General features: G+C 60.9%; 21 protein-coding genes. 14 read left to right on the plus strand and 7 right to left on the minus strand.

Annotated elements, in window-relative coordinates:
- Nucleotides 1-56 precede the first annotated feature (56 nt).
- The 11 genes from hemB (at nt 57) to L1C91_RS04745 (ending at nt 11,883) form a co-directional block, all read left to right on the plus strand.
- Nucleotides 57-1,013, plus strand: a complete 957-nt coding sequence (hemB, locus tag L1C91_RS04695; RefSeq protein WP_234858432.1) for a porphobilinogen synthase — start codon at nt 57-59, stop codon at nt 1,011-1,013.
- Nucleotides 1,013-1,486 (plus strand): hypothetical protein, encoded by a 474-nt coding sequence (locus L1C91_RS04700; protein WP_234858259.1) that lies wholly within the window; start codon nt 1,013-1,015, stop codon nt 1,484-1,486. The genes hemB and L1C91_RS04700 overlap by 1 nt, the downstream gene beginning before the upstream one ends.
- Before the next feature lie 92 nt (nt 1,487-1,578).
- Nucleotides 1,579-2,640 carry a uroporphyrinogen decarboxylase gene (gene hemE, locus L1C91_RS04705; RefSeq protein ID WP_234858260.1) on the plus strand — a complete coding sequence of 354 codons (1,062 nt, stop codon included), beginning with the start codon at nt 1,579-1,581 and terminating at the stop codon, nt 2,638-2,640.
- A gap of 5 nt (nt 2,641-2,645) precedes the next feature.
- Entirely contained in the window at nt 2,646-4,172 is a 1,527-nt protein-coding gene (hemG, locus tag L1C91_RS04710) for a protoporphyrinogen oxidase (RefSeq protein WP_234858261.1), read from the plus strand.
- An 85-nt stretch (nt 4,173-4,257) separates the two neighbouring features.
- Nucleotides 4,258-5,553 carry a glutamate-1-semialdehyde 2,1-aminomutase gene (hemL, locus tag L1C91_RS04715; RefSeq protein ID WP_234858262.1) on the plus strand — a complete coding sequence of 432 codons (1,296 nt, stop codon included), beginning with the start codon at nt 4,258-4,260 and terminating at the stop codon, nt 5,551-5,553.
- A 35-nt stretch (nt 5,554-5,588) separates the two neighbouring features.
- Nucleotides 5,589-6,197, plus strand: coding sequence for a histidine phosphatase family protein (locus tag L1C91_RS04720; protein WP_234858263.1), 609 nt, complete (start codon nt 5,589-5,591; stop codon nt 6,195-6,197).
- Between the two features lie 2 nt (nt 6,198-6,199).
- Entirely contained in the window at nt 6,200-6,811 is a 612-nt protein-coding gene (locus L1C91_RS04725) for a TlpA family protein disulfide reductase (RefSeq protein ID WP_234858264.1), read from the plus strand.
- Nucleotides 6,808-7,563, plus strand: coding sequence for a cytochrome c biogenesis CcdA family protein (locus tag L1C91_RS04730; RefSeq protein ID WP_234858265.1), 756 nt, complete (start codon nt 6,808-6,810; stop codon nt 7,561-7,563). The genes L1C91_RS04725 and L1C91_RS04730 overlap by 4 nt, the downstream gene beginning before the upstream one ends.
- Nucleotides 7,564-7,695: 132 nt before the next feature.
- The gene (locus tag L1C91_RS04735) at nt 7,696-9,288 is read left to right on the plus strand and encodes a cytochrome c biogenesis protein ResB (RefSeq protein ID WP_234858433.1); all 1,593 of its coding nucleotides are present in this window, start codon (nt 7,696-7,698) and stop codon (nt 9,286-9,288) included.
- 15 nt (nt 9,289-9,303) lie between these two features.
- Nucleotides 9,304-10,182, plus strand: a complete 879-nt coding sequence (ccsB, locus tag L1C91_RS04740) for a c-type cytochrome biogenesis protein CcsB (protein ID WP_234858266.1) — start codon at nt 9,304-9,306, stop codon at nt 10,180-10,182.
- A gap of 60 nt (nt 10,183-10,242) precedes the next feature.
- Complete coding sequence (locus L1C91_RS04745) at nt 10,243-11,883, plus strand: cutinase family protein (RefSeq protein ID WP_234858267.1); 1,641 nt, start codon at nt 10,243-10,245, stop codon at nt 11,881-11,883.
- Here L1C91_RS04745 and L1C91_RS04750 read toward each other — a convergent pair.
- Entirely contained in the window at nt 11,845-12,234 is a 390-nt protein-coding gene (locus L1C91_RS04750; protein ID WP_234858268.1) for a hypothetical protein, read from the minus strand. The genes L1C91_RS04745 and L1C91_RS04750 overlap by 39 nt on opposite strands.
- A gap of 31 nt (nt 12,235-12,265) precedes the next feature.
- Here L1C91_RS04750 and L1C91_RS04755 point away from each other — a divergent pair, with 31 nt between their 5' ends.
- Nucleotides 12,266-12,607, plus strand: a complete 342-nt coding sequence (locus tag L1C91_RS04755) for a DUF4229 domain-containing protein (RefSeq protein WP_234858269.1) — start codon at nt 12,266-12,268, stop codon at nt 12,605-12,607.
- A 36-nt stretch (nt 12,608-12,643) separates the two neighbouring features.
- On the opposite strand, the gene L1C91_RS04760 is transcribed toward L1C91_RS04755, so the two are convergent.
- A complete protein-coding gene (locus L1C91_RS04760; protein WP_234858270.1) occupies nt 12,644-13,579 on the minus strand; it encodes a 1,4-dihydroxy-2-naphthoate polyprenyltransferase in 936 nt (311 codons plus the stop codon).
- Nucleotides 13,580-13,789: 210 nt separating this feature from the next.
- On the opposite strand from L1C91_RS04760, the gene L1C91_RS04765 reads away from it, so the two are divergent.
- Nucleotides 13,790-14,689, plus strand: coding sequence for a glycosyltransferase (locus tag L1C91_RS04765; protein WP_234858271.1), 900 nt, complete (start codon nt 13,790-13,792; stop codon nt 14,687-14,689).
- Nucleotides 14,690-14,719: 30 nt separating this feature from the next.
- On the opposite strand, the gene menE is transcribed toward L1C91_RS04765, so the two are convergent.
- The 5 genes from menE to L1C91_RS04790 form a co-directional block, all read right to left on the minus strand.
- Entirely contained in the window at nt 14,720-15,871 is a 1,152-nt protein-coding gene (gene menE, locus L1C91_RS04770; RefSeq protein WP_234858272.1) for an o-succinylbenzoate--CoA ligase, read from the minus strand.
- Nucleotides 15,872-16,661: 790 nt separating this feature from the next.
- Nucleotides 16,662-16,808, minus strand: a complete 147-nt coding sequence (locus tag L1C91_RS04775) for a hypothetical protein (RefSeq protein ID WP_234858273.1) — start codon at nt 16,806-16,808, stop codon at nt 16,662-16,664.
- A gap of 381 nt (nt 16,809-17,189) precedes the next feature.
- A complete protein-coding gene (locus tag L1C91_RS04780; protein ID WP_234652672.1) occupies nt 17,190-17,483 on the minus strand; it encodes a hypothetical protein in 294 nt (97 codons plus the stop codon).
- Entirely contained in the window at nt 17,484-18,914 is a 1,431-nt protein-coding gene (locus tag L1C91_RS04785; protein ID WP_234858274.1) for an inorganic phosphate transporter, read from the minus strand.
- A 305-nt stretch (nt 18,915-19,219) separates the two neighbouring features.
- The gene (locus tag L1C91_RS04790; RefSeq protein ID WP_234858275.1) at nt 19,220-20,137 is read right to left on the minus strand and encodes a 1,4-dihydroxy-2-naphthoyl-CoA synthase; all 918 of its coding nucleotides are present in this window, start codon (nt 20,135-20,137) and stop codon (nt 19,220-19,222) included.
- A gap of 72 nt (nt 20,138-20,209) precedes the next feature.
- Here L1C91_RS04790 and L1C91_RS04795 point away from each other — a divergent pair, with 72 nt between their 5' ends.
- Nucleotides 20,210-21,343, plus strand: a complete 1,134-nt coding sequence (locus L1C91_RS04795) for an o-succinylbenzoate synthase (protein ID WP_234858276.1) — start codon at nt 20,210-20,212, stop codon at nt 21,341-21,343.
- Nucleotides 21,344-21,350: the final 7 nt, after the last annotated feature.

Here is a 21,350-nt window from a genome sequence, read left to right on the forward strand (position 1 = left end):
ACGCCACCTCCCGCGGGATCGTCCGGCGTCCTCGTCGGCTGCGCACCACCCCGGCGATGCGAGGCCTCGTGTCCGAAACGCGTCTGCACCCCAGCGACTTCATCCTCCCGATGTTCGTCACCACCGAATCCGAGGCCACAGAAATCACCTCGATGCCCGGCGTGATGCGGCATTCCATGGATACGCTCCTCAAAGCCATTGATGACGCCGCGTCCGTTGGCGTTCGCTGCATCGACCTGTTTGGCGTCCCCGCGGACGACACCAAAGACGCCCTAGGCAGCCAGGCATGGGCCGACGACGGCATCCTCAACCGGGCAATCGCAGCGGTGCGCCAGCGTTTCGGCGACGACGTCATCGTCATGGCCGATACCTGCCTGGACGAATTCACCGACCACGGGCACTGCGGCGTACTCACGCAGGATCGATGGGGTCGCAGCGTCGTCGACAACGACGCCACCCTCGACCTCTACGTGAAAATGGCGCAGGCCCAAGCGGACGCCGGTGCTCACATGGTCAGCCCCTCCGGCATGATGGATGGCCAAATTGACGCCATCAGGGAAGGCCTCGACGATCGTGGCCACACCGATGTTGCGATCATGGCCTACTCGGCGAAATACGCCTCCGCCTTCTTTGGACCCTTCCGCGACGCCGTCGGCTCCAGCCTCCAAGGCGACCGCCGCACCTACCAGCAGGACCCCGGCAATGCCCGCGAATCCCTACTGGAAGTCGAACTCGACGTCGCCGAAGGTGCAGACATCGTCATGGTCAAACCCGCTTTGCCTTACCTCGATGTGCTCCGTCAGGTGGCCGACATATCCCCGGTCCCCGTCGCGGCATACCAAGTGTCGGGGGAGTACGCCATGATCAAAGCCGCGTCCAATAAGGGCTGGGTCGACGGTGACGCCGTCATGATGGAAGCACTCACCTCCATCAAACGCGCCGGTGCCGACATGATCCTCACCTATGCAGCGGTAGACGCCGCCCGCGAACTTCGCCGCCAGGCAGACCTGTGATGAAACTTCTCGTACGCCTCTGGTGGGTATTGATCATCGTCGAATTCGTCCACCAAATAGTCTTCGGTTGGATCCAAATATCCAACCCCCAACTCTTCGACGAAGTATTCTCCGCCGTCGGCGCCGATGGGCCCGCAGGTGAAGAAGGCGCAGCCCAAGTAGAAGCCATGCGCCCGATCTTGATGTGGAGCTCCGTCGCCTTCGCAGGCTTCATCAAATTCGCTATGACCTGCGCAGGCCTGGTCGCTGCATACGTCTACCAACGCAGGCCAGAATCCATCGCGGCGTCACGAATCCTGATGGTATGGTCCGTGTTCCTCGGCAGCCGCATCCTCAGCGCCTTCTTCCCCCTCGCGGTCGATGTTCCGGCACCGCTGCTCATCGCCAACGGCTGGGCAAACATCCTCACCGGCGTTCTCGCCTGCATATCCGCCTATATCGTGTTTAAAGACCGCAGCCCGGAAAAGAACTAAAACAACACCTCAAACTAAAGGTTGACATAGCTCTCAAGCTTTAGGGGGCGCTCGCTTTCACCAAAGTGTGATGTGCTGGCACAATGGCGCCTATGTTGCCCACACCGCAAGCGCCCCTCCTCCAAGCCGCAGCGGGCCTCACACCCGAACGCACACCCGTCTGGTTCATGCGACAAGCAGGCCGCAGCCTTCCCGAATACAAACAAGTCCGCGAAGGCATCCCCATGCTGGACTCCTGCTTCATGCCGGAGTTGCTGGCAGAAATCACCATGCAACCCGTCCGCCGACACGACGTCGACGCCGCCATCCTCTTCTCCGACATCGTCGTCCCCTTAAAAGCCGCAGGCATCGACGTCGACATCGTCCCCGGCCGCGGACCCGTCATGGCCGCCCCCATCCGCACCCGCGCAGACATCGACGCCCTCCCCATCCTCGACACAAACGTCGAAGAAGTCGCCCAAGGCATCACCCTCATCAACGAAGAACTCACCCCAACCCAAGCCCTCATCGGCTTCGTCGGCGCACCCTTCACCCTCGCCAGCTACCTCATCGAAGGCGGCCCCAGCAAAAACCACGAACGCACCAAAACCCTCATGCACGACAACCCCGACGACTGGCACGCCCTCATGGAACGCCTCGTCCCCACCATCACCACCTTCCTGCGCACCCAACTCGACGCCGGCATCGACGCCATGCAACTCTTCGACTCCTGGGTAGGGTTCCTCTCCGAAGCCGACTACCGCACCTACGTCCTGCCCTACTCCCAACGCATCCTCGCCAGCGTCCGCGACGCAGGCTACTCCATCCCCCGCATCCACTTCGGCGTCGGCACAGGCGAACTCCTCGGCGCCATGGCCGAAGCAGGTCCTGACGTCGTGGGCGTCGACTGGCGCATCCCCCTCGACGTCGCAGCCTCCCGCATCACTGCGGCGTCACAACCCAAAGTCCTCCAAGGCAACCTCGACCCCGCCCTCCTCTTCGCCAGCGAAGACGCGCTGCGCACACACATCAACCGCATCAAAGACGAAGCCGCCCGCGCCATCGCCGCAGGCAACGCCACCGGACACATCTTCAACCTCGGCCACGGAGTCCTGCCCACCACCGACGCCGACGCCATCACCCGCGCCGTTGAAATCATTCATGAGGAAAGATAGAACCCATGGAGCAACACACCCAAGCACCCGTCGTAGGCATCATCGGCGCAGGCCTCGCAGGGCTTGTCGCAGCCCACGAAACCCACAAGCTACTCCCACAGGCCACCATTAAAATCTATGAGGCCGAAGACCGCATCGGCGGCAAACTCCGCACCGTCGCCTTCGAACACGGCCCCGTCGACATGGGTGCCGAAGCCTACCTCGCAAAAGCACAACACGCCACAGACTTCTTCACCGAACTAGGGCTAGCCGACCGCCTACGCGAACCCAGCGGCATGCCCTCCATGCTCTACTTGCCCGACGGCAACGGCGAACTTAAACCTCTGCCCCGCGGCACCCTCATGGGTATTCCCGCAGCAGCCGACAGCGTCGCCCACCTCGTTGACGAAGCCACCGCCCGCCGCATCGACGAAGACCACCCCGTCACCTGGCAAGCCCCCACCGGCATGACCCAGGCCGACGCATCCGTCGCCGACATCGTCCGCGACGCCCACGGAGAACAAGTCCTCCAACGCATCGTCGAACCACTACTCGGCGGAGTCTACGCATCCAGCCCAGAACTCATCGGCGTTCGCGCAGCACTCCCACGCCTCGCTGAACAACTCGACGCCATGGTCGCCGCAGGCCAAACCCCCCGCCTGACCAGCGCAGTAAAAACAGTCCTCACAAAAAACCAATCCACCTACGTCGCCGACACCGATCAACCCGGCGACCAACCCGGTGTACCCAAAAAGCCAGTCTTCTCCACCTTTGTCGGCGGCTACGCCGACCTCTACGAAACCCTCGCCGAACAATCCGGCGCCGAGATCCACATCGACGCCTTCATCAGCGGCATCACCCCCGCACAAAACGCACAGCAGGGTAGTGGTCAATGGACCATCCGCGGCCAAGGCATCAACGACACCGTCGACGCCCTCATCCTCGCTGTCCCCGCACCCACAGCAGCAGCTCTCTGCTCTCGCAGTGGGGTAGAGGCCCTTCACCAAGCCGCCACACACCTGCGCACCATCCCCGTGGCATCCTCCACCGTCGTCGGCCTGCGCCTGCCCGAAGGCGGGCTTCCCGACTACTCCGGAATCCTCGTCTCCCGCGCCGATAACCCCACAGTGCAAGCCAAAGCCTTCACCTTCTCCTCCAAAAAATGGCCCCACATCGGGTCGCGCCCCGGAGACCTCGTCCGCGTGTCCTACGGACGCCTCGACAACACCAACCCCCTCGCCGCGCTCAGCGACATCGCCCGCGCCGACGAAGACACCCTCGTCGACGCCGCCCTCGACGACCTCCACACAGTCTGCGGCCTCGACGCACGCACCGCCGGAGTGGAAGAAATTTTCGTCCAACGCTGGTACGGCGGCCTGCCCTGCTACCAAGTAGGACACGCCGAACGCATAGCCACCATCGACACCGCACTCCAACCCCTGGGCGCCATCGCCCTAACAGGAGCCTGGAAGCATGGCGTCGGCGTCCCCGCCATCATCGAAGACGCACAACACGCCGCGCACCACGCCACCCGCGCACTCACAAAATCCTGACACCCTCGGATTCTTAACTCTTAACACTGACAGATTCCTGACACTCACAGATTCCTAACAGGTAGGAGAAGTACACTTGAACGCCATGCACACCCGATCCCGAGAACTGCTCGACAAAGCCCGCCAACTCACCCCCGGCGGCGTCAACTCACCCGTACGAGCATTCAACTCCGTCGGCGGACAAGCTCGCTTCATCGCCTCCGCCCAAGGATCCAAACTCTACGACGTCGACGGCAACACATACATCGACCTCTTCTGCTCCTGGGGCCCCATGCTCATGGGCAACGCACACCCCGCCATCGTCGAAGCCGTTCAACAAGCCGCCACCCGCGGCCTCTCCTACGGCGCCCCCACCGAAGCAGAAATCCTCCTCGCCGAAGAAATCGTAAGCCGCACCGCCGCCGAAGAAGTACGCCTCGTCAACTCCGGCACCGAAGCAACCATGTCCGCCGTCCGCCTCGCCCGCGGATACACCGGACGCAACAAAATCCTCAAGTTCGAAGGCTGCTACCACGGCCACGTCGACTCCCTCCTCGTCTCCGCAGGCTCCGGAGTCCTCGACTACTCCGAACCCAACTCCCCAGGCGTCACCCCAGGAACCGCCGCCGACACCATCGTCGTCCCCTACAACGACATCGACGCCGTCCGCGCAGCATTCAACGAACACGGCGACACCATCGCCTGCATCATCGCAGAAGCCGCCGCAGGCAACATGGGCACCGTCGCACCCCTGCCCGGATTCAACCAACAACTCAAAGACATCGCCCACGCCCACGGCGCACTACTCATCCTCGACGAGGTCATGACCGGTTTCCGCACCTCCTACCAAGGCTGGTACGGCATCGACGGCGTCGCCGCAGACCTTATCACCTTCGGCAAAGTCGTCTCCGGCGGACTCCCCGCCGCAGCCTTCGGCGGCCGCCGCGACATCATGGAACACCTAGCCCCACAAGGGCCCGTTTACCAAGCCGGCACCCTCGCCGGAAACCCCGTCGCCGTCGCCGCAGGTCTCACCAGCCTTCAACTCGCAGACAACAGCGTCTACGACACCGTCAACGCCAACGCCGACCGACTCCACAGCCTCGTCACCCAAGCCCTCAGCAAAGAAGGCGTCGCCCACCACATCCAACGCGCCTCCAACATGCTCAGCGTCCGCTTCGCCGAAGGCCAAGGCAACAACTACGCCGACATGGCCGCCGCCGAAACCTACCGCTTCGCACCCTTCTTCCACGCACTGTTGGATAATGGGGTCTTCGTTTCCCCCAGCGTCTTCGAAACCTGGTTCGTGTCCACCGCACTCAGCGACGACGACTTCGAACAGATCGAACGCGCACTCGCCCCAGCGGCACAAGCCGCAGCAGCAGCCACACCCAGCAAATAAAAAGCCCAACAACACACCCGAAATAAGAGGAACACATGACCCACACACTGGTCCACCTGGTCCGCCACGGCGAAGTGCACAACCCAGAAAAAATCCTCTACGGCCGCATCCCCGGCTACCACCTCAGTGACCGCGGCCACACCCAAGCCGTAACAACCGCGCGCGCATTCACTACACACGACGTCATCCACCTCGCAGCATCCCCACTGCAACGCGCACAAGAAACCGCCCAGCCCTTCACCGAAATCACCGGGCTACCCATCACCACCGACGAGGACCTCATCGAAGCAGGCAACCAACTCGAAGGCCTCAAAATCAAAGGCATCAACAGTGCCCTGTGGAACCCCGCCTACTGGCCCCTACTCAAAGATCCCACTGAACCCAGCTGGGGCGAACCCTACAGTGACATCCTCGAACGCATGTGGCGCGCCATCCTCAACGCACGCGACGCAGCCGAAGGCCACGAAGCAATCCTCATCAGCCACCAACTACCCATCGTCTGCGTCCAACGATTCGCCCAAGGCCTCCCACTAGCTCACAACCCCGCAAGCCGCCAATGCAACCTCGCAAGCGTCACCAGCCTCGGCTTCGAAGACAACATCCTCACCGACATCTACTACACCGAACCCGCCCAAGAGCTATAACCATGCCCGCACGCACCCAACCACGCCGCACAAAACCCCTCGCCCTCGCCGCAGCACTCATCGCCACCCTCAGCCTCACCGCCTGCAGCAACGACGACACCACCAACAAACAAAACACCACCTTCAGCTTCTACGCCCCCGGCGGACAAACCCTCATCCAATACCCACAAGATGAGCGAAAACCCCTCAACAACTTCAGCGGCGAATCCCTCATGCACCCCGGCGAAACAATCAGCCTCGACGACTACGCGGGCAAAGTACTCGTCCTCAACGCCTGGGGTCAATGGTGCGGACCCTGCCGCACAGAAGTAGACGACCTAGAAACCGTCCAAGAAACCATCGCAAACAAAGGCGGCGCCGTCCTCGGCATCAACGTCCGCGACTACTCACCCGAAGTAGCCCGCGACTTCCTCAAAGACGCCGGCGTCACCTACGACAGCATCTACGACCCACCCTTCAAAACCGCAGCAGCCCTCGGCGGCGTCCCCGCATCCGTCACCCCCACAACCATCATCCTCGACAAACAACACCGCCCCGCAGCCGTCTTCCTCCGCGAGATCAACGCCGACGAAGTACTCAACATTGTCGAACCCCTACTAGAGGAACAACAGTGACAGAACTCGTCACCGACGGCCCACTCATCCTCGGCTTCCTCGCCGCCGCCCTCGCAGGCCTCATCAGCTTCGCCTCACCCTGCGTCGTCCCCCTCGTCCCCGGCTACATGTCCTACCTCGCCAGCATCGTCGGCGGCAGCGTAAACATCGTCGACGGACGCGCCGTCATAAACAAAAAAACACACGTCGCCGCAGCCGCACTCCTCTTCGTCCTCGGCTTCACCACCATATTCCTCCTCGCCACCGTCTCCATCTTCGGCGCAATCAACACCATCACCCTCAACGCCACCTGGCTACAAAAAATCGGCGGCATCATCACCATCCTCATGGGGCTCACCTTCATGGGCGCACTCCCATGGCTACAAAACACCACCCGCATCGCCCCCAAAAAACTCAGCACCTGGCTCGGCGCACCCCTCCTCGGCGCCATCTTCGCCCTCGGCTGGACCCCCTGCCTAGGGCCCACCCTCGCATCCATCATCTCCATCTCCGTAGGAACCCAAGGCGCCACCGCAGCCCGCGGTGCACTCATGGTCATCGGCTACTGCCTCGGCCTCGGCCTGCCCTTCATACTCTTCGCTATCTTCTCCACCCACGCCCTCAATTGGATCAACTGGCTCGGAAACCACACCCGCACAATCCAACTCATCGGCGGCATAGCCCTCGTCCTCGTCGGATGTGCACTACTCACCGGCCTGTGGGATCATGTTGTGGGATTCTTCCGCCAGCTCAGCATGAACCCCGCACTATAAAAACCACATGCACACACGCTGCGAAAAACACACCGTGCACAGCCACCACACACCCGCTGTGCACAACACAACCGGAGTGAAAGAACAACAGTGAAGAAATACCCCCAGCTTGCCTGGCGCTGGCTCACCAGCATGCGCACAGCACTCGTCCTCCTCTTCCTCCTCGCCATCGCAGCCATCCCCGGAGCACTCCTCCCACAACGCTCCCTCAACGAAAGCAAAGTCGCAGAATACATCGCCAACGGCGGAAAAACCGCCGAAATCTACGACAAACTGCAACTCTTCGACGTATTCTCCTCCACCTGGTTTACAGCCATCTACATCCTCCTATTCATCTCCCTCATCGGCTGCATCATCCCCCGAACCATCGACCACTACCGCGCCAGCCGCAACGCACCCGTCCGCGCACCCCTAAGGATGCAACGCCTCCCACACCGCGCCTTCGGAACCCCCACACACCCCGGCACCCCAGAAGAAATCCTCGACCACGCACAACAACAACTCAAAGGCTGGCGCACCGCCCGCTACACCGCCGAACAAGACCGCGCAGGCCACCCCAGCCTCTCCGCAGAACGCGGATACAGCCGCGAAATCTGCAACCTCATCTTCCACCTAGGCCTCGTCGGCATGCTCGCAAGCATCGGCCTCGGAAAAATGTACTACTACGAAGGCCAAGCCATCGTCGTCACCAACACAGGAGTCAGCGCCAACGGCGCCCCCAACCCAACCGAAAACTCCGAATTCTGCAACACCGCGCTCGCCAACTACGACAGCGTCCGTGCCGGAGCCCTCTTCAAAAACTCCGACCTCACCCCCTTTTGCATCGACGTTCACGACTTCCACGCCGACTACCTACCCAACGGCCAAGCAGAAATGTTCAACTCGAACATTTCCTACGCCGACGGCGACAACATCTTCGCCCCCAAAGACCAGTGGAAAAACTACGACCTCCGCGTCAACCACCCACTACGCCTCGACGGAGACCGCATCTACCTCCAAGGCCACGGCTTCGCCCCACGCTTCACCATCACCTGGCCCAACGGCGAAACCCGCACCCAAATGATCCAATTCGCCCCCGAAGACGCCACCTACTTCCTCTCCTCCGGCGTCCTCCGCTTCGACCCGCCCTCCGGCATGTACCCCACAGACTACGAACGCCGACAAAACCAACTCGCCATCCAAGGCCTGTTCGCACCCACCGCCCAATTCAGCGGAGAAAACAACGCACTCCTATCCTCCTCCTACCCCGAACAAAAAGACCCCGCCGTCGCCATCGACATCTACCGCGGCGACAACGGACTCGACACCGGACGAGGCCAAAACATCTTCACCCTCGACCCACAACAACTCCACAACGGCTCCCTCCAAAAAATCGAACGCGTCAACCTCATGCTCGGCGACAGTGTCACCCTCGACGACGGCACCAAAGTCACCTTCGACGGCGCCAACGAATTCATCAACCTCCAAGTCAGCCACGACCCCTTCCAACAATGGGTCCTTATCTCCACCATCGCCACACTCGCAGGTCTCGTCGGCTCACTAGCCATCAAACGGCGCCGCATCTGGATCCGCGTCACCAACGACGGCATCGAAATGGGCGGACTTTCCCGCACCGACCGCGCAGGCTGGGGCAGCGAATTCGACAGACTCGCCCGACAACTCGTCAACCTAGAACCCACCCACACCCAGCACGAACCCCAGACTCAGCACGAACCCAAGAATTGAGTAAGGTAACAGACTATGCCGGTGAACCAAGACCTCGCGTTACTGTCTGACTACGCATTCCGATCAGCCTTCCTGATCTACGCACTCGCCCTCATCCTTTCCATCGCCGCCTACGTCGCAGCCGGAGGAACAAAACCCACGAGCGCACGCACCGCAGACAAACTCAGCAACATGACCCAATCCCTCGTGTGGCTCGGCATCATCATCCACGCAGGATCCGTCATCCTCCGCGGCGTCGCCACCCAACGAGTCCCCTGGGGCAACCTCTACGAATACATCTCCGTCACCGCAGTCCTCGCAATGACCGTCGCCGCAGTCGTACTCCACCGCCGCGACCTGCGCATACTCTGGACCTGGGTCCTCGTCCCCATCCTCATCCTCCTCTTCTACGGCGGCACCAAACTCTACGTCAACGCAGGCCCCGTCGTCCCCGCACTCCGCTCCTTCTGGCTACCCATCCACGTCTCCACCGTCTCCATCGGCGCAGGCTTCGGACTCATCTCCAGCCTCGCATCCATCCTCTACCTCCTGCGCTCCCGCAACCCACAAGGCTGGCTCGGACGCCTCGTCAACCCACTACCCGACGCCGAAAAACTCGACCGCCTCGCATACCGCGCCGGTATCATCTGCGTCCCCGTCTTCGGCCTCGGCGTAGCCCTCGGTGCCATCTGGGCAGAATCCTCCTGGGGGCGATTCTGGAACTGGGACCCCAAAGAAACCATGAGCTTCGTCACCTGGGTTCTCTACGCCGCATACCTCCACGCCCGCGCAACCGCCGGCTGGCGCAAAGCAGCAAGCTGGATTAACGTCGCAGCATTCACCGCCATGGTATTCAACCTCTTCTTCATCAACCTCGTCGCCAACAGCCTCCACTCCTACGCAGGCCTCAACTAAACACCGCGCAACACCCCACAACCCCCAACACCAACACCCCAGCACAACCCAGCACGACCCATGAGCCTCGTCGGAAAACTCACCAAACTCACCCTCGCCGCAACCCTCATCCTCGCCACCCTCACACCCACACACGCCCAAACCAACCCCACCAGCACACACTGCGGCGAAAAACTACTCCTCCTCGTCCGAGGCTCCTCCGAAGAACCACAAGGCCCACAACCCAACCAACTCACCTACCAACAACAAGGCGACGACCTCTTCGCCAACAGCCCCGCCATCACCACCAACCCCACCAACGACCTCACAACCCTCACCGGCGGGGGACTCCTCGCCCGCAGCCTTAACACCCCAGGCGCACACACAAGTCTCAACGGAGCAAAAGTAGCCACCCTCGTCTACCCAGCACACCCCATCGAATACAAAGGCGGCATCCTCCCCACCCTCGACAACTTCCACACCTCCGCATCCATCGGCCAACAACAACTCACCCAAACACTCCACACCATCTACAACCCCTGCCCAACAAACCCACCACAACTCATCCTCGCCGGCTATAGCCAAGGCGCCGACGTCATCAACCTCACCCAAGCCGCAGCCGTCCAAAACAACAACACCCACAACATCGACAACGTCACCAAATACATACTCATCGCCGACCCCTCCCGCCGCCCCCAAGGCCCAGAAAACACCAACGCCCACATCCACATGGCCGCCACCAACACCATCGGCGGCATCAGCCGCGCCGTCACCGACAGCATCGGCTACCAACTTGTCCTTCCCACCCTCGACAACTACCGCAACAACGCCGGCAACCGAATCAGCAGCTACTGCATGCCCGGCGACCTCGTCTGCGACACACGCACCACCGAAGGCTCCCGCGGCACCAGCCTCCACACCAGCTACGACGTCACCACAGCTCGCTGCAACGCAACCATCTACACCAACTACATGGACTGCGCCTGGGCCGACGCCACAACCACCTGGAACACACCCACACACCCCAACCCCCACGACGTCACCACCCCCGCAGACCAACAAACACCCCCAGCCACCGTCCACCTACAAAACGGATGGGTTGAACTCAGCATCTCCCGCCTCCTCCGCAACGAACACGAAGCCCAAACCGTCACCCTCCACGGCTACGCAAACGGCATCGAAGTCCTCCGCAGTCAACGCAGCATCCGCGAAGGCGGTAGCGGATCCGTCGCCCTCTACATCACCCAAATCGCCCCCATCCCCAACCTCGACCTCACCATCGAACTCGACGGCCGCACCATCGCCCAACTCCCCGCCACCTTCACACCCACCGCACCCAACAAAAACGCCACCATCTACATCCAAGGCGAAAACGAAGACATCACCCAAGCCGGTCCACCCCTCATCGCCCAAATCGCCGACTGGGAAATCCCCCTCGAACAACGCATAGGCCTCATCTACACCATGTTCGGCAACGAAGGCGTCCGCTGGGCCCGCTGGTGGATCAGCTTCATCTACGAATACGACCTAGACCCCGACCACAACCAACAACTCCAACAATTCATCGACACTCAAAACCTCCCCGGGCACGACCCCGCAGCCACCGTCGCCAACCCCATCCTCGACAGCATAGTCAATGGTCTCATGGACGATCACCAGCGACTACGCATCTACGGCATCGACCTACTGACCTTCCTCAGCATCGCCACCGCTGTCATCTAAACCCCCTTGATCAGCTCCATCCTGGTCAGAAACATTCCCATCACCAATGACGCCGCGTTGCTCACGCTCAGCACGCCTGCGCGCCTGCTTCTCCTCACGCTTCCGAGCCTCTTCCTGCGCACGCCGCTGCTTAAAACGATCCCTCTCCAACCGCCACAAAAACTCCTCATCATCATCCGGCCCCTTCACCACCGGACGCGCAGCACCCCGACGATTCCCCCGACCCACCCCAACAAACCCATTACCCCCATTAGAACCCAACCCCAAAGCCCGATGAATATACGGTCCATACGCCTTCCACAACAACACAACCGCAGCAACAAACAACAAAAGAAGAAGTAGGCGTCCCATAACCGGCATCATAGAACTAAAATGGTCCACCGTGGATAAAAAAACCAACCCCGAAGCCGCACCAAACCCCCACCCCGAACCCCACCTGGACACCAACCTGCGCAACAGGGCCCGACGCGACATCATCCTCTACGGGCTTGCCCGCCTCGGACTGTTCATCATCCTCACCATCATCATCCAAGCCATCGCCATGGCCGCAAGCGCCCCCATCCCCCTCATCATGTCCTCCCTCCTTGCGCTGCTGGTCGCCTTCCCCCTCTCCATGCTCATCTTCCGCGGCCTACGCAACCGCGTCACAGAAGAAGTCGCCGCATGGGACGCCAACCGCAAAGCCCACAAACAATGGATCCACAGCGAACTCGAAGGGCGCTAAAACAACCCCACAACCGTTAAAACAACCCCACCACGGCTAAGACAAACCCAACGTCACCGTGGTCACCACACTCCACACCAACATCGCCCTACCCGTCGAGCCCAACACCGGAATCAACGCAGCACCCAATGCCCCCTCACGCACCGGGCCCGACGCCGCCCACAACAACGGCACCGCCAACAAACCAGCAACACACCACACCGACGACACCATCAACAAAAGCGACGCCACCACCGGCACACACGCCAACACCAACCACACACGCCGCGTCCACACATCCCCCAAACGCACCGCCAACGTGATCTTCCCCGCCTCCGAATCCGAAGGAATATCACGCAAATTATTCACCAAATTCACCGCAGCACTCATCGCACCCACCGACACCGCACACAACACCCCCTGCCAAGACACCACCCCAGCCTGCGTAAACTGCGTCCCCAACACAGCCACCAAACCAAAAAACACAAACACCGACACTTCCCCCAACCCCCGATACCCATACGGATTCTTACCCCCCGTATAAAACCACGCCGCCACAATGCACAACGCCCCCACAACAACCAACCACCACGCACTCAACAACGACAACACAACCCCAGCCACGCCAGCCACACCAAACGCAGCAAACGCGGCACGCTTCACGGACCCCGGGCTCGCCGCACCCGACGCCGTCAACCTCAATGGCCCCGTACGATCATCATCCGTACCCCGAACCCCATCCGAATAATCATTGGCAAAATTCACCCCCACAATCAACGCCCACGCCACCACAGCAGCAAGCAACGCACGTAGCAACTGGTCCCCCCAGCCTGACGCCGCGGAGCCCCACGCGCCCACAACCTCCTGCCGCCCCGACACATCAACCTCATACAGTGACGCGGTAGCCGCCCCACTACCAGCAACGACAGGAGCAAAAGCATTCGCCCAGGTATGCGGCCGCGCACCCTGGAACCATTGTTGAGCAGAAGCCATCCCACCACAATAAAACCAAAAAACCCACCCACCAAAACAACCCCACACCCCACCACAACCACCACACAGCCACCCCAACAAATACACCACCAACCACCCCAGCAACCCGCAAAATACAAACAAAAATAAAACACATATAAAGTTGCACATAGCCGAAACCACACCCACCCAACCACACCAAAAACACGACACCAGGAGGAACAACACCCCGTGTGGATCACCTACCTCGCCCGCCAAATCGCCGGCGCAGCATGGACCTCCGCACGCTGCCTCACCCTCGCCACCCGCAACCGCCACGACACACACCCCATCCCCACACTCACCCCGTACACACCAGTCGCCATCAGCCTCACCACCCACGGCCGACGCCTCCACAAAGTCCACTACACCATCGAATCCCTCGCACACTCCGGCGTACCCATCATCCTCTGGCTCGACAAAAAAGACTACGACGCCCCACGCCCCACACCACTAAAAAGACTCGCACAACGCGGCCTCGACATCCGATGCTCCGACGGCGCATACGGACCCCACACCAAATACTGGGGCACGTTCCGGCACGTCCAAGGCACCAACACATCCATCGTCACCGTCGACGACGACATGCTCTACCCAACCTGGTTCCTCCCACGCCTCCTCGAACGCGCCGCACACACAAACAACAACAGCAACCCCCGCGACGTCATCACCGCCTACCGAGCCCACCGAATCAACACCCACAACGGCACCCTCCAACCCTACGTACGCTGGACTGCCGTCAACACCACCACACCATCAATCCTCAACTTCGCCACCGGCGTCTCCGGCGTCCACTACCCACCAACCTTCATCAACTACGTCGTCAAACAAGGCCCCCAATTCATGCAACTCAGCCCCCACGCCGACGACGTATGGCTCCACCGATGCGCGCTACGCAGCAACCACACCATCCAACAAGTCGACCCCACCCCACACCACTTCAACATCATCCCCACAACCCAACTCGGCGCCCTCGTACTACACAACACCTTCGGCGGCGGCAACGACGCACAAATCGCACAAGTCTACGAACCCCAAGACATCGCACGGCTAGTCGCCGAAGACCAACGCAGTACCCAAAACACGCACTAAAAACACCCCAACGCAACCCCGCCACCGGGACTACGACTCCATAAACAAACGCACAATCGCCTGGCGATCCGGCTTACCCGGCCCCGTCACCGGCACCGAACCCACACGAAGCAAACGCTTCGGCAACTGCCAACGCGGCACATCATCCAACGCCTCAACAACCTCACCCGGCGACAGCGTCCCCGAATACACCGCACAAATCGCCTGACCCAAACGCTCATCCGGCACACCCACAACCACCGCGGCGTCAACACCCGGAACCGCCATCAACGCATGCTCCAACACCTCCGGATGCAACTTCAACCCACCCGAATCAATCACTGTATCCACCCGGCCCGTCACCCTCAACACCCCATCCTCAATAACCCCAGTATCCGAAGTGACAAACCAACCATCCGGACGAAACGCCCCCAACACCGACGCAGGCAACGCAGGACCACCCGCAAACGTCCGATAACCCCGCGCAACCATCGGGCCCGCCACCGCAACACGATCACCCGCCAACGCCATCCGCGCACCCGGCAACGGCCGCCCATCATAAATAATCCCGCCAGACGTTTCTGAGCTACCGTAAGTCCGCACCACACGGATCCCCAACTTCCCACACGACACCCGCGTGTTCTCATCCAACGGGGCCCCACCAATCAAAATGGCATCAAACAACCGCAGCGCCTCAATACCCTCCAGAGACTCCAACGCCTTACGCAACTGAAGCGGCACCAACGCGGTATACCGGGGAAACGCGCCCGCCTCCGCATCCAGCTTCCGTGCAGCCTTCGCGAACACAGACACATCAAAACCCTTCGACACGTCAATCGAGATCGGCACCGTTCCAGCCACAAGGCTGCGCACAAGCACCTGAATCCCTGCAATATGATGCGCCGGCAACGCCAACAACCACACCCCAGGCCCCCCAAGCGCCTCGTGCGTGGCATCGGCACTCGACACCAAATTCGTGGGACTCAACAGCGCGCCCTTCGGCACACCCGTCGACCCGGACGTCGCAACCACCAAAGCAATGTCCTCATCGATCGGCCTGCCCACCCCCAAAGCCTCATGGGGATGAGAACCCAGCGGCACCGGCGTAAACGTAGAAAACCCTGCCAGCGCCTGCTCAAGATCATCCAGAATCAACTCTGGAGACTGAGGAGGCACCGGCAGGGTGAAAAGCAAACGTCCCATTCACATAAAGCTAGCCCACAAGGCCCTCACCAAAGGTGATTGACGGGCCTAGGGCTGCCTGGTGGCTGCGCGGCGGCTCTGCCTGGTGGCAGCGCGGCGGCAGCTTGGTGGCGAACCCCGGGCTAGATGTGAATCCTGGGCTTTAGTTGCTGGGCTTTGCGATGACCGCCAGATGCGTCGGGATGCTCGGGCGGAGCCAGTTGATGATGCGTGTCATGTTCTACTCCTTACTCGGATCGGTCGACGGCCTTGCGTTAGCAAGTGGTTCTCGTGCGCCCTGGGAAGCCATATCGGCGGGGCGGGAAACGCTTGGTGTCCGGCTATCGTGGGTAAAAATTAATAGTTGGTTTTTACCCATTATTTGTTGATGTGAGGATCAACACTAATGCATGAATGCGGGGCGCGCAAGGATATTTCTTAAAAAATTTCAAAAAAGTAGGAAAATTCCAGGTGGTGGGTATTAAAAAAATTTGTGGTGGTGGGTGTGTCGGGCATGTTTAAGGGGCGGAGGAATGCCGGAGTAGAGCGCGCCAAGGGTTGCGTCGATGGAGTGGAGGGTGCGGCTGGGTGTCTTTTGGGTGAGTGCTTCGATTTCTTTTTTGACGTCGCGTTTGTGCTGTTCTAGCTCGCGGCGTTTGCGTTCTGCGGCTTGCTCGGGTGTTTCCTCGGTTGTTCCGTCGCCGTAGGCATCGTTGTTGCTGTTCTGCTGTTTTTCTTCTTCGAGTGCCTTCTTAACGTCATCGTCGGAGGGCTCTGGTGCTGCTTCGAAAAGTTGTTTGCCGAGGTAGCATCATTGGTTGGCGTCTGCACATTCCACGTTGAAGGTTTCGATGATGAAGTTCACGAGGCGTTTTCCGCGCTTGCAGTGGGCTTTTTGCTTACCGAGTAGGTGGGCGATGATACCACCGAAGGATGCTTGGCGGTGGAATAGTTCCATGATTTGTTGGGCGTCGGATACCTCGATGGTGTCGATGAGTGCGTGAAGCTTATGCGTGAAGTGTTGCTTGTGGAATCAGCACAACCACTGCGCCCCCTGGCGAAAATCTAGTGTCAAAAAACTTATCGATTGGGTTGGCTGTTTGTGTTCGATTTGGCAAGGGTTTTTGGAGAAATTTTTGTTAGATTTTTCACTGTGCGCATGGGCTTTCAGGCTTCTTGGTGCGCGCTGCCGTCTTCAGTGTTCGATTCCCTCAACAGGCCAAAACGGTGGAGGAAACTACCTGGACATAAAAACTACCCGGGCATAAAAAGCGCCTAGCCGGGCTGTTTGAGCTCAGGCTAGGCGCGGGGGTGCTCTAGGCGCGGGTCGGAAGGTGCGTTAGGCTTCGGTGCCGAACACATCCAAGCCGGTGTATTGGAAAATCGTCGCCTTAGTAATCCACAGGATCCCCGCGATGATTGCTGCGATGATGATCGCAAAGCACAGGTAGGCCGCAGCTTTCGCGACGGGGGAGGCGTCGGCGCCGTGCACGATAGTGCCGTCTTCGCTGACCTGCCCGGGGCCGGCGGCCAGGCGAATTCCAAGCGCAAAAAGTGCGGGGAGTCCTGCGCCGAGGACAAGCCCAGCGAGAAGAACTTCACCTAGGTCTGCGATCATGGTGCCAAAGCTCATTTATCGGCCCTCTTTCCTCTGCTGGTCTGCCATGGGTGTTGACGTCGCGGGGGTTGTGGCGGCTGCGTCATCACGGGGATCGTAGGCGGCTTGGGTGCTGTCGGCGAGGCTGGCACCAGTCATCGGGTTGTCGATGACCTCGACTATTGCCAGGGGGTCTTCTGCCGGGTCGAAAGCAGCGGCAGCGGCGTCGGCTGCATTGTCGGGGGTTGGTGCTGCGGCAGGTTGTGCGGCAGTGTGGGCGCCTGCGCGCGCAGCGGTCGCGGCGTCATCACTGTTTTCGTCCCATTCGTCATTGACGTTGGAGCTATTAACGGGGGCCTTGAGGGAGTGGCTGAAAATGTAGCCGGCGAGGGCGACGAGCACGGCGAATGCTGCGATGACACCCCAGAGGTCACCCATGCCTAGGCCGATCAAGTGAGCGAGCCACCAGGTCGCAGCGCCGACGGCAGCTGCTGCGGGAAGGGTGATGATCCACGCCAGTGCCATGCGGCCGGCGACCCCCCAGCGGACTTCGGCACCCTTGCGGCCGAGGCCGGTGCCCATGATGGAGCCGGTGGCGACGTGGGTGGTGGACAGCGCCATTCCGAAGTGGGAGGAGGTAAGGATGATGGCTGCGGAGGAGGTTTCGGCGGCCATGCCTTGGGGGGAGTCGATCTCGACGAGGCCTTTACCCAGGGTGCGGATGACGCGCCAGCCACCCATGTAGGTGCCGAGGGCGATGCAGATCGCGCAGGCGGCCTTCACCCAGAAGGGGATGGGGTCGTCCTGGTGGAGGTTGCCGGTGGCGACGAGGGCGAGGAATATAACGCCCATTGTTTTCTGCGCGTCGTTGGTGCCGTGCGCCAGGGAGACCAGGGAGGCGGAGCCGATTTGTCCGAAGCGGAAGTAGTTGTTTTTTTGGCCTTCCGGAACTGAGTTGGTGAGCCTGTAAACCAGCCAGGTGCCAACCATGGCGACGATGCCGGCGACGACGGGTGCTGCGAGTGCGGGGATGATGACCTTGGCGGCGACGCCGTGCCAGACGACTCCCCCCATACCGAGGGAGGCGAGGGCTGCGCCGATCATGCCACCGAACAAGGCATGCGACGAAGACGAGGGAATACCGAACAGCCAGGTGAGGAGGTTCCACACGATGCCGCCGATGAGGCCTGCGAAGACTACGAGGAGTAGCTGGTGGGCCTGGTCGGGATTCATGAGGTCGAATTTGTCGAGGTCGACGACGCCTTTGGCGACGGTGGTGGCGACTTCGACGGACAGGAACGCGCCCACGAGGTTGAGCGAGGCGGAGATACCGACCGCCACCTTGGGTTTGAGTGCGCCTGTAGCGATGGATGTTGCCATCGCGTTGCCTGTGTCGTGGAAGCCATTGGTGTAGTCAAAGGCTAGTGCTGTGGCCACCACGATGAGGAGGATGATCAGTTCGGTCACGGTTGTAGTATGCCCGAGTGTGGGGGGTGGTGAAAACCAGGATTCGGTAGCTGCCCGCGATAAAAACGGGTCTAAACCGACCCTTTTTACCCCCAATGTTGGGTGTGATGCTGCATTGGGAGGTGGCCGATCATGGGTGACTCCCACGGATTTTCAAGGATGAGCCGGGGGCGCGGGGGTGCCTCTGCAGTATTGGCCGTGATGTTCGGACATGCGGCAGGAAACCTCTTCACCCGAGCGGCACCAACAAAGTGTGACATATTGCACCCGCTTGGCCCTCTGCGGGTAGCGCTAGTAGTAGAGCGCTAGTAGTAGTACGGGAATTTCGACCAGTCAGGGTCGCGCTTCTCCAAGAAAGAATCGCGGCCCTCAACGGCTTCGTCTGTCATGTAGGCAAGGCGGGTGGCCTCGCCGGCGAACACCTGCTGTCCCATCAAGCCATCATCGGTGAGGTTGAAGGCGAACTTCAGCATGCGCTGTGCTGTGGGGGACTTGCCGAGGATCTCCTTGGCGGCCTGGATCGCCTCATTTTCCAGATCGGCATGATCGGCCACAATATTGACCGCACCCATGCGCTGCATGGTCTCCGCATCGTAGGTGCGTCCCAGGAAGAAGATCTCGCGGGCAAATTTCTGACCCACCATCTTTGCCAGGTATGCGGAACCATAGCCGGCGTCAAAACTTCCGACATCCGCATCAGTCTGCTTAAAGCGCGCGTGCTCGCGGGATGCGATCGTCATGTCGCACACCACGTGCAGGGAGTGCCCGCCGCCGGCAGCCCAACCACCAACTACGGCGATGACCACCTTCGGCATAGTGCGGATCAGACGCTGTACCTCAAGGATGTGCAGGCGGCCGCCTTCGGCCTTTTCGCGCGCGACGTCAACAGTGTCGGCAGTGTCGCCGTCGGCGTAGCGGTAGCCGCTGCGGCCTCGGATGCGTTGGTCGCCGCCGGAGCAGAATGCCCAGCCGCCGTCCTTCGGTGAGGGGCCGTTGCCGGTCAGCAAAACGCAGCCGACGTCGGGTGTGCGGCGTGCGTGGTCGAGGGTGCGGTAGAGCTCGTCGACGGTGTGGGGGCGGAAGGCGTTGCGCACTTCGGGGCGGTCGAAGGCGATGCGGACGATGCCGGCGTCTTTGTGCCGGTGGTAGGTGATGTCGGTGAGGTCGTCGAAGCCGTCGACTGTGGTCCATTGGGTGGGGTCGAAGGGGTTGGTGCTGCTCATGGATATTCAGCCTACCGCCGTCGTCAGGTTGCGGTGCGGCGCGATGGGTGGTGTGTGGGGCAAGATGGTCGCATGGATTCCAATGTGAATTTTGATCCCGCGGTGGTCGATGCGATTGCTTCCATCGACCTTGACCGCATCGGCCAGCCGGGCGGCTTGGATGTTCGGGTGGTGGGGGTGCCGTTGGCGGTGCGTTTTCGTGGGGTTGATGTGCGTGAGGCCGTGTTGATTAAGGGGCCCGCGGGGTGGGGAGAGTTTGCCCCGTTCAAGGAGTATGAGCCGCAGGAGGCTGCTGCGTGGTTGGCTGCCGGGATTGAGCAGTCGCATGTGGGTTTGCCTGCTGTGAAGCGTGATTCGGTGGAGGTCAACGCGACGGTTCCAGCGGTCGCGCCGGAGCAGGTGGCTGCGGTGTTGGATCGCTTCCCGGGGTGCCGGACTGTGAAGGTGAAGGTGGCTGATCGCCCGTGGGAGCAGGGGGCTTTGGATGATGACGTCGCGAGGGTTGCGGCTGTGCGTGAATATTGTGCTGCCCGCGATGTGGTTGCGCAGATTCGTGTGGATGCTAATCGTGCGTGGTCGGTAGAGCAGGCTACCCAGGCTGTGCGTCGTTTTGGTCCACTGCAGTATGTGGAGCAGCCGTGTGCGACGGTTGATGAGCTGGCGCAGTTGCGCGTGGCTTTTCCTCGGATGGGTGTGTTTGCGCAGGTTGCGGCGGATGAGTCTATTCGGCGTGCGGAGGATCCTTTCGAGGTGGCTCGTCGTCGTGCCTGTGATGTGGCGGTGTTGAAGGTGGCGCCGTTGGGTGGTGTGCGTCGTACGTTGGCGATTGCTGACTTTTTGGCGGAGCAGGGGATTGCGGTGACTATTGCTAGTGCTTTGGACACAGGTGTGGGCATGTACGGGGGATTGGTGGCTGCGGCGAATCTGGCGGGGTTCGTGGATGATGATTTCATGGAGGCTCCTCGTTTGGCCGCGGGGTTGGCCACGGGCGGGTTGTTCGAGCCCGGTACGGATGTCGTTCCGGATAGTCTTTTCGCAGTTGTTGATGGGGCTATTGCGGTGCCGCGCCAGGCTCCAGTGGTGGATGAGCAGCGGTTGGCGGCGGCCGAGGCCCGGGTGTCGGATGAGGTGCGGCAGTGGTGGTTGGGTCATCTGCGCGCGTCGTTGGTGGAGCTTCGTAAGGCTGTCGGCCTCGAGTCCTGCTAGCCCGCTA

Origin of the sequence: Corynebacterium argentoratense, from assembly GCF_021491455.1 — a bacterium.
Classification (GTDB): domain Bacteria; phylum Actinomycetota; class Actinomycetes; order Mycobacteriales; family Mycobacteriaceae; genus Corynebacterium; species Corynebacterium argentoratense_A.

Excerpts from the sequence above, each read along its gene's own strand:
- L1C91_RS04760 (WP_234858270.1), bottom strand. The coding sequence starts at position 13,579 with ATGGCTTCTGCTCAACAATGGTTCCAGGGTGCGCGGCCGCATACCTGG.
- ccsB (WP_234858266.1), top strand. The coding sequence starts at position 9,304 with ATGCCGGTGAACCAAGACCTCGCGTTACTGTCTGACTACGCATTCCGA.
- L1C91_RS04725 (WP_234858264.1), top strand. The coding sequence starts at position 6,200 with ATGCCCGCACGCACCCAACCACGCCGCACAAAACCCCTCGCCCTCGCC.
- L1C91_RS04750 (WP_234858268.1), bottom strand. The coding sequence starts at position 12,234 with ATGGGACGCCTACTTCTTCTTTTGTTGTTTGTTGCTGCGGTTGTGTTG.
- L1C91_RS04790 (WP_234858275.1), bottom strand. The coding sequence starts at position 20,137 with ATGAGCAGCACCAACCCCTTCGACCCCACCCAATGGACCACAGTCGAC.
- hemE (WP_234858260.1), top strand. The coding sequence starts at position 1,579 with ATGTTGCCCACACCGCAAGCGCCCCTCCTCCAAGCCGCAGCGGGCCTC.
- hemB (WP_234858432.1), top strand. The coding sequence starts at position 57 with ATGCGAGGCCTCGTGTCCGAAACGCGTCTGCACCCCAGCGACTTCATC.
- hemG (WP_234858261.1), top strand. The coding sequence starts at position 2,646 with ATGGAGCAACACACCCAAGCACCCGTCGTAGGCATCATCGGCGCAGGC.
- L1C91_RS04720 (WP_234858263.1), top strand. The coding sequence starts at position 5,589 with ATGACCCACACACTGGTCCACCTGGTCCGCCACGGCGAAGTGCACAAC.
- L1C91_RS04775 (WP_234858273.1), bottom strand. The coding sequence starts at position 16,808 with ATGGAACTATTCCACCGCCAAGCATCCTTCGGTGGTATCATCGCCCAC.
- L1C91_RS04735 (WP_234858433.1), top strand. The coding sequence starts at position 7,696 with ATGCGCACAGCACTCGTCCTCCTCTTCCTCCTCGCCATCGCAGCCATC.
- hemL (WP_234858262.1), top strand. The coding sequence starts at position 4,258 with ATGCACACCCGATCCCGAGAACTGCTCGACAAAGCCCGCCAACTCACC.
- L1C91_RS04745 (WP_234858267.1), top strand. The coding sequence starts at position 10,243 with ATGAGCCTCGTCGGAAAACTCACCAAACTCACCCTCGCCGCAACCCTC.
- L1C91_RS04780 (WP_234652672.1), bottom strand. The coding sequence starts at position 17,483 with ATGAGCTTTGGCACCATGATCGCAGACCTAGGTGAAGTTCTTCTCGCT.
- menE (WP_234858272.1), bottom strand. The coding sequence starts at position 15,871 with ATGGGACGTTTGCTTTTCACCCTGCCGGTGCCTCCTCAGTCTCCAGAG.
- L1C91_RS04795 (WP_234858276.1), top strand. The coding sequence starts at position 20,210 with ATGGATTCCAATGTGAATTTTGATCCCGCGGTGGTCGATGCGATTGCT.
- L1C91_RS04700 (WP_234858259.1), top strand. The coding sequence starts at position 1,013 with ATGAAACTTCTCGTACGCCTCTGGTGGGTATTGATCATCGTCGAATTC.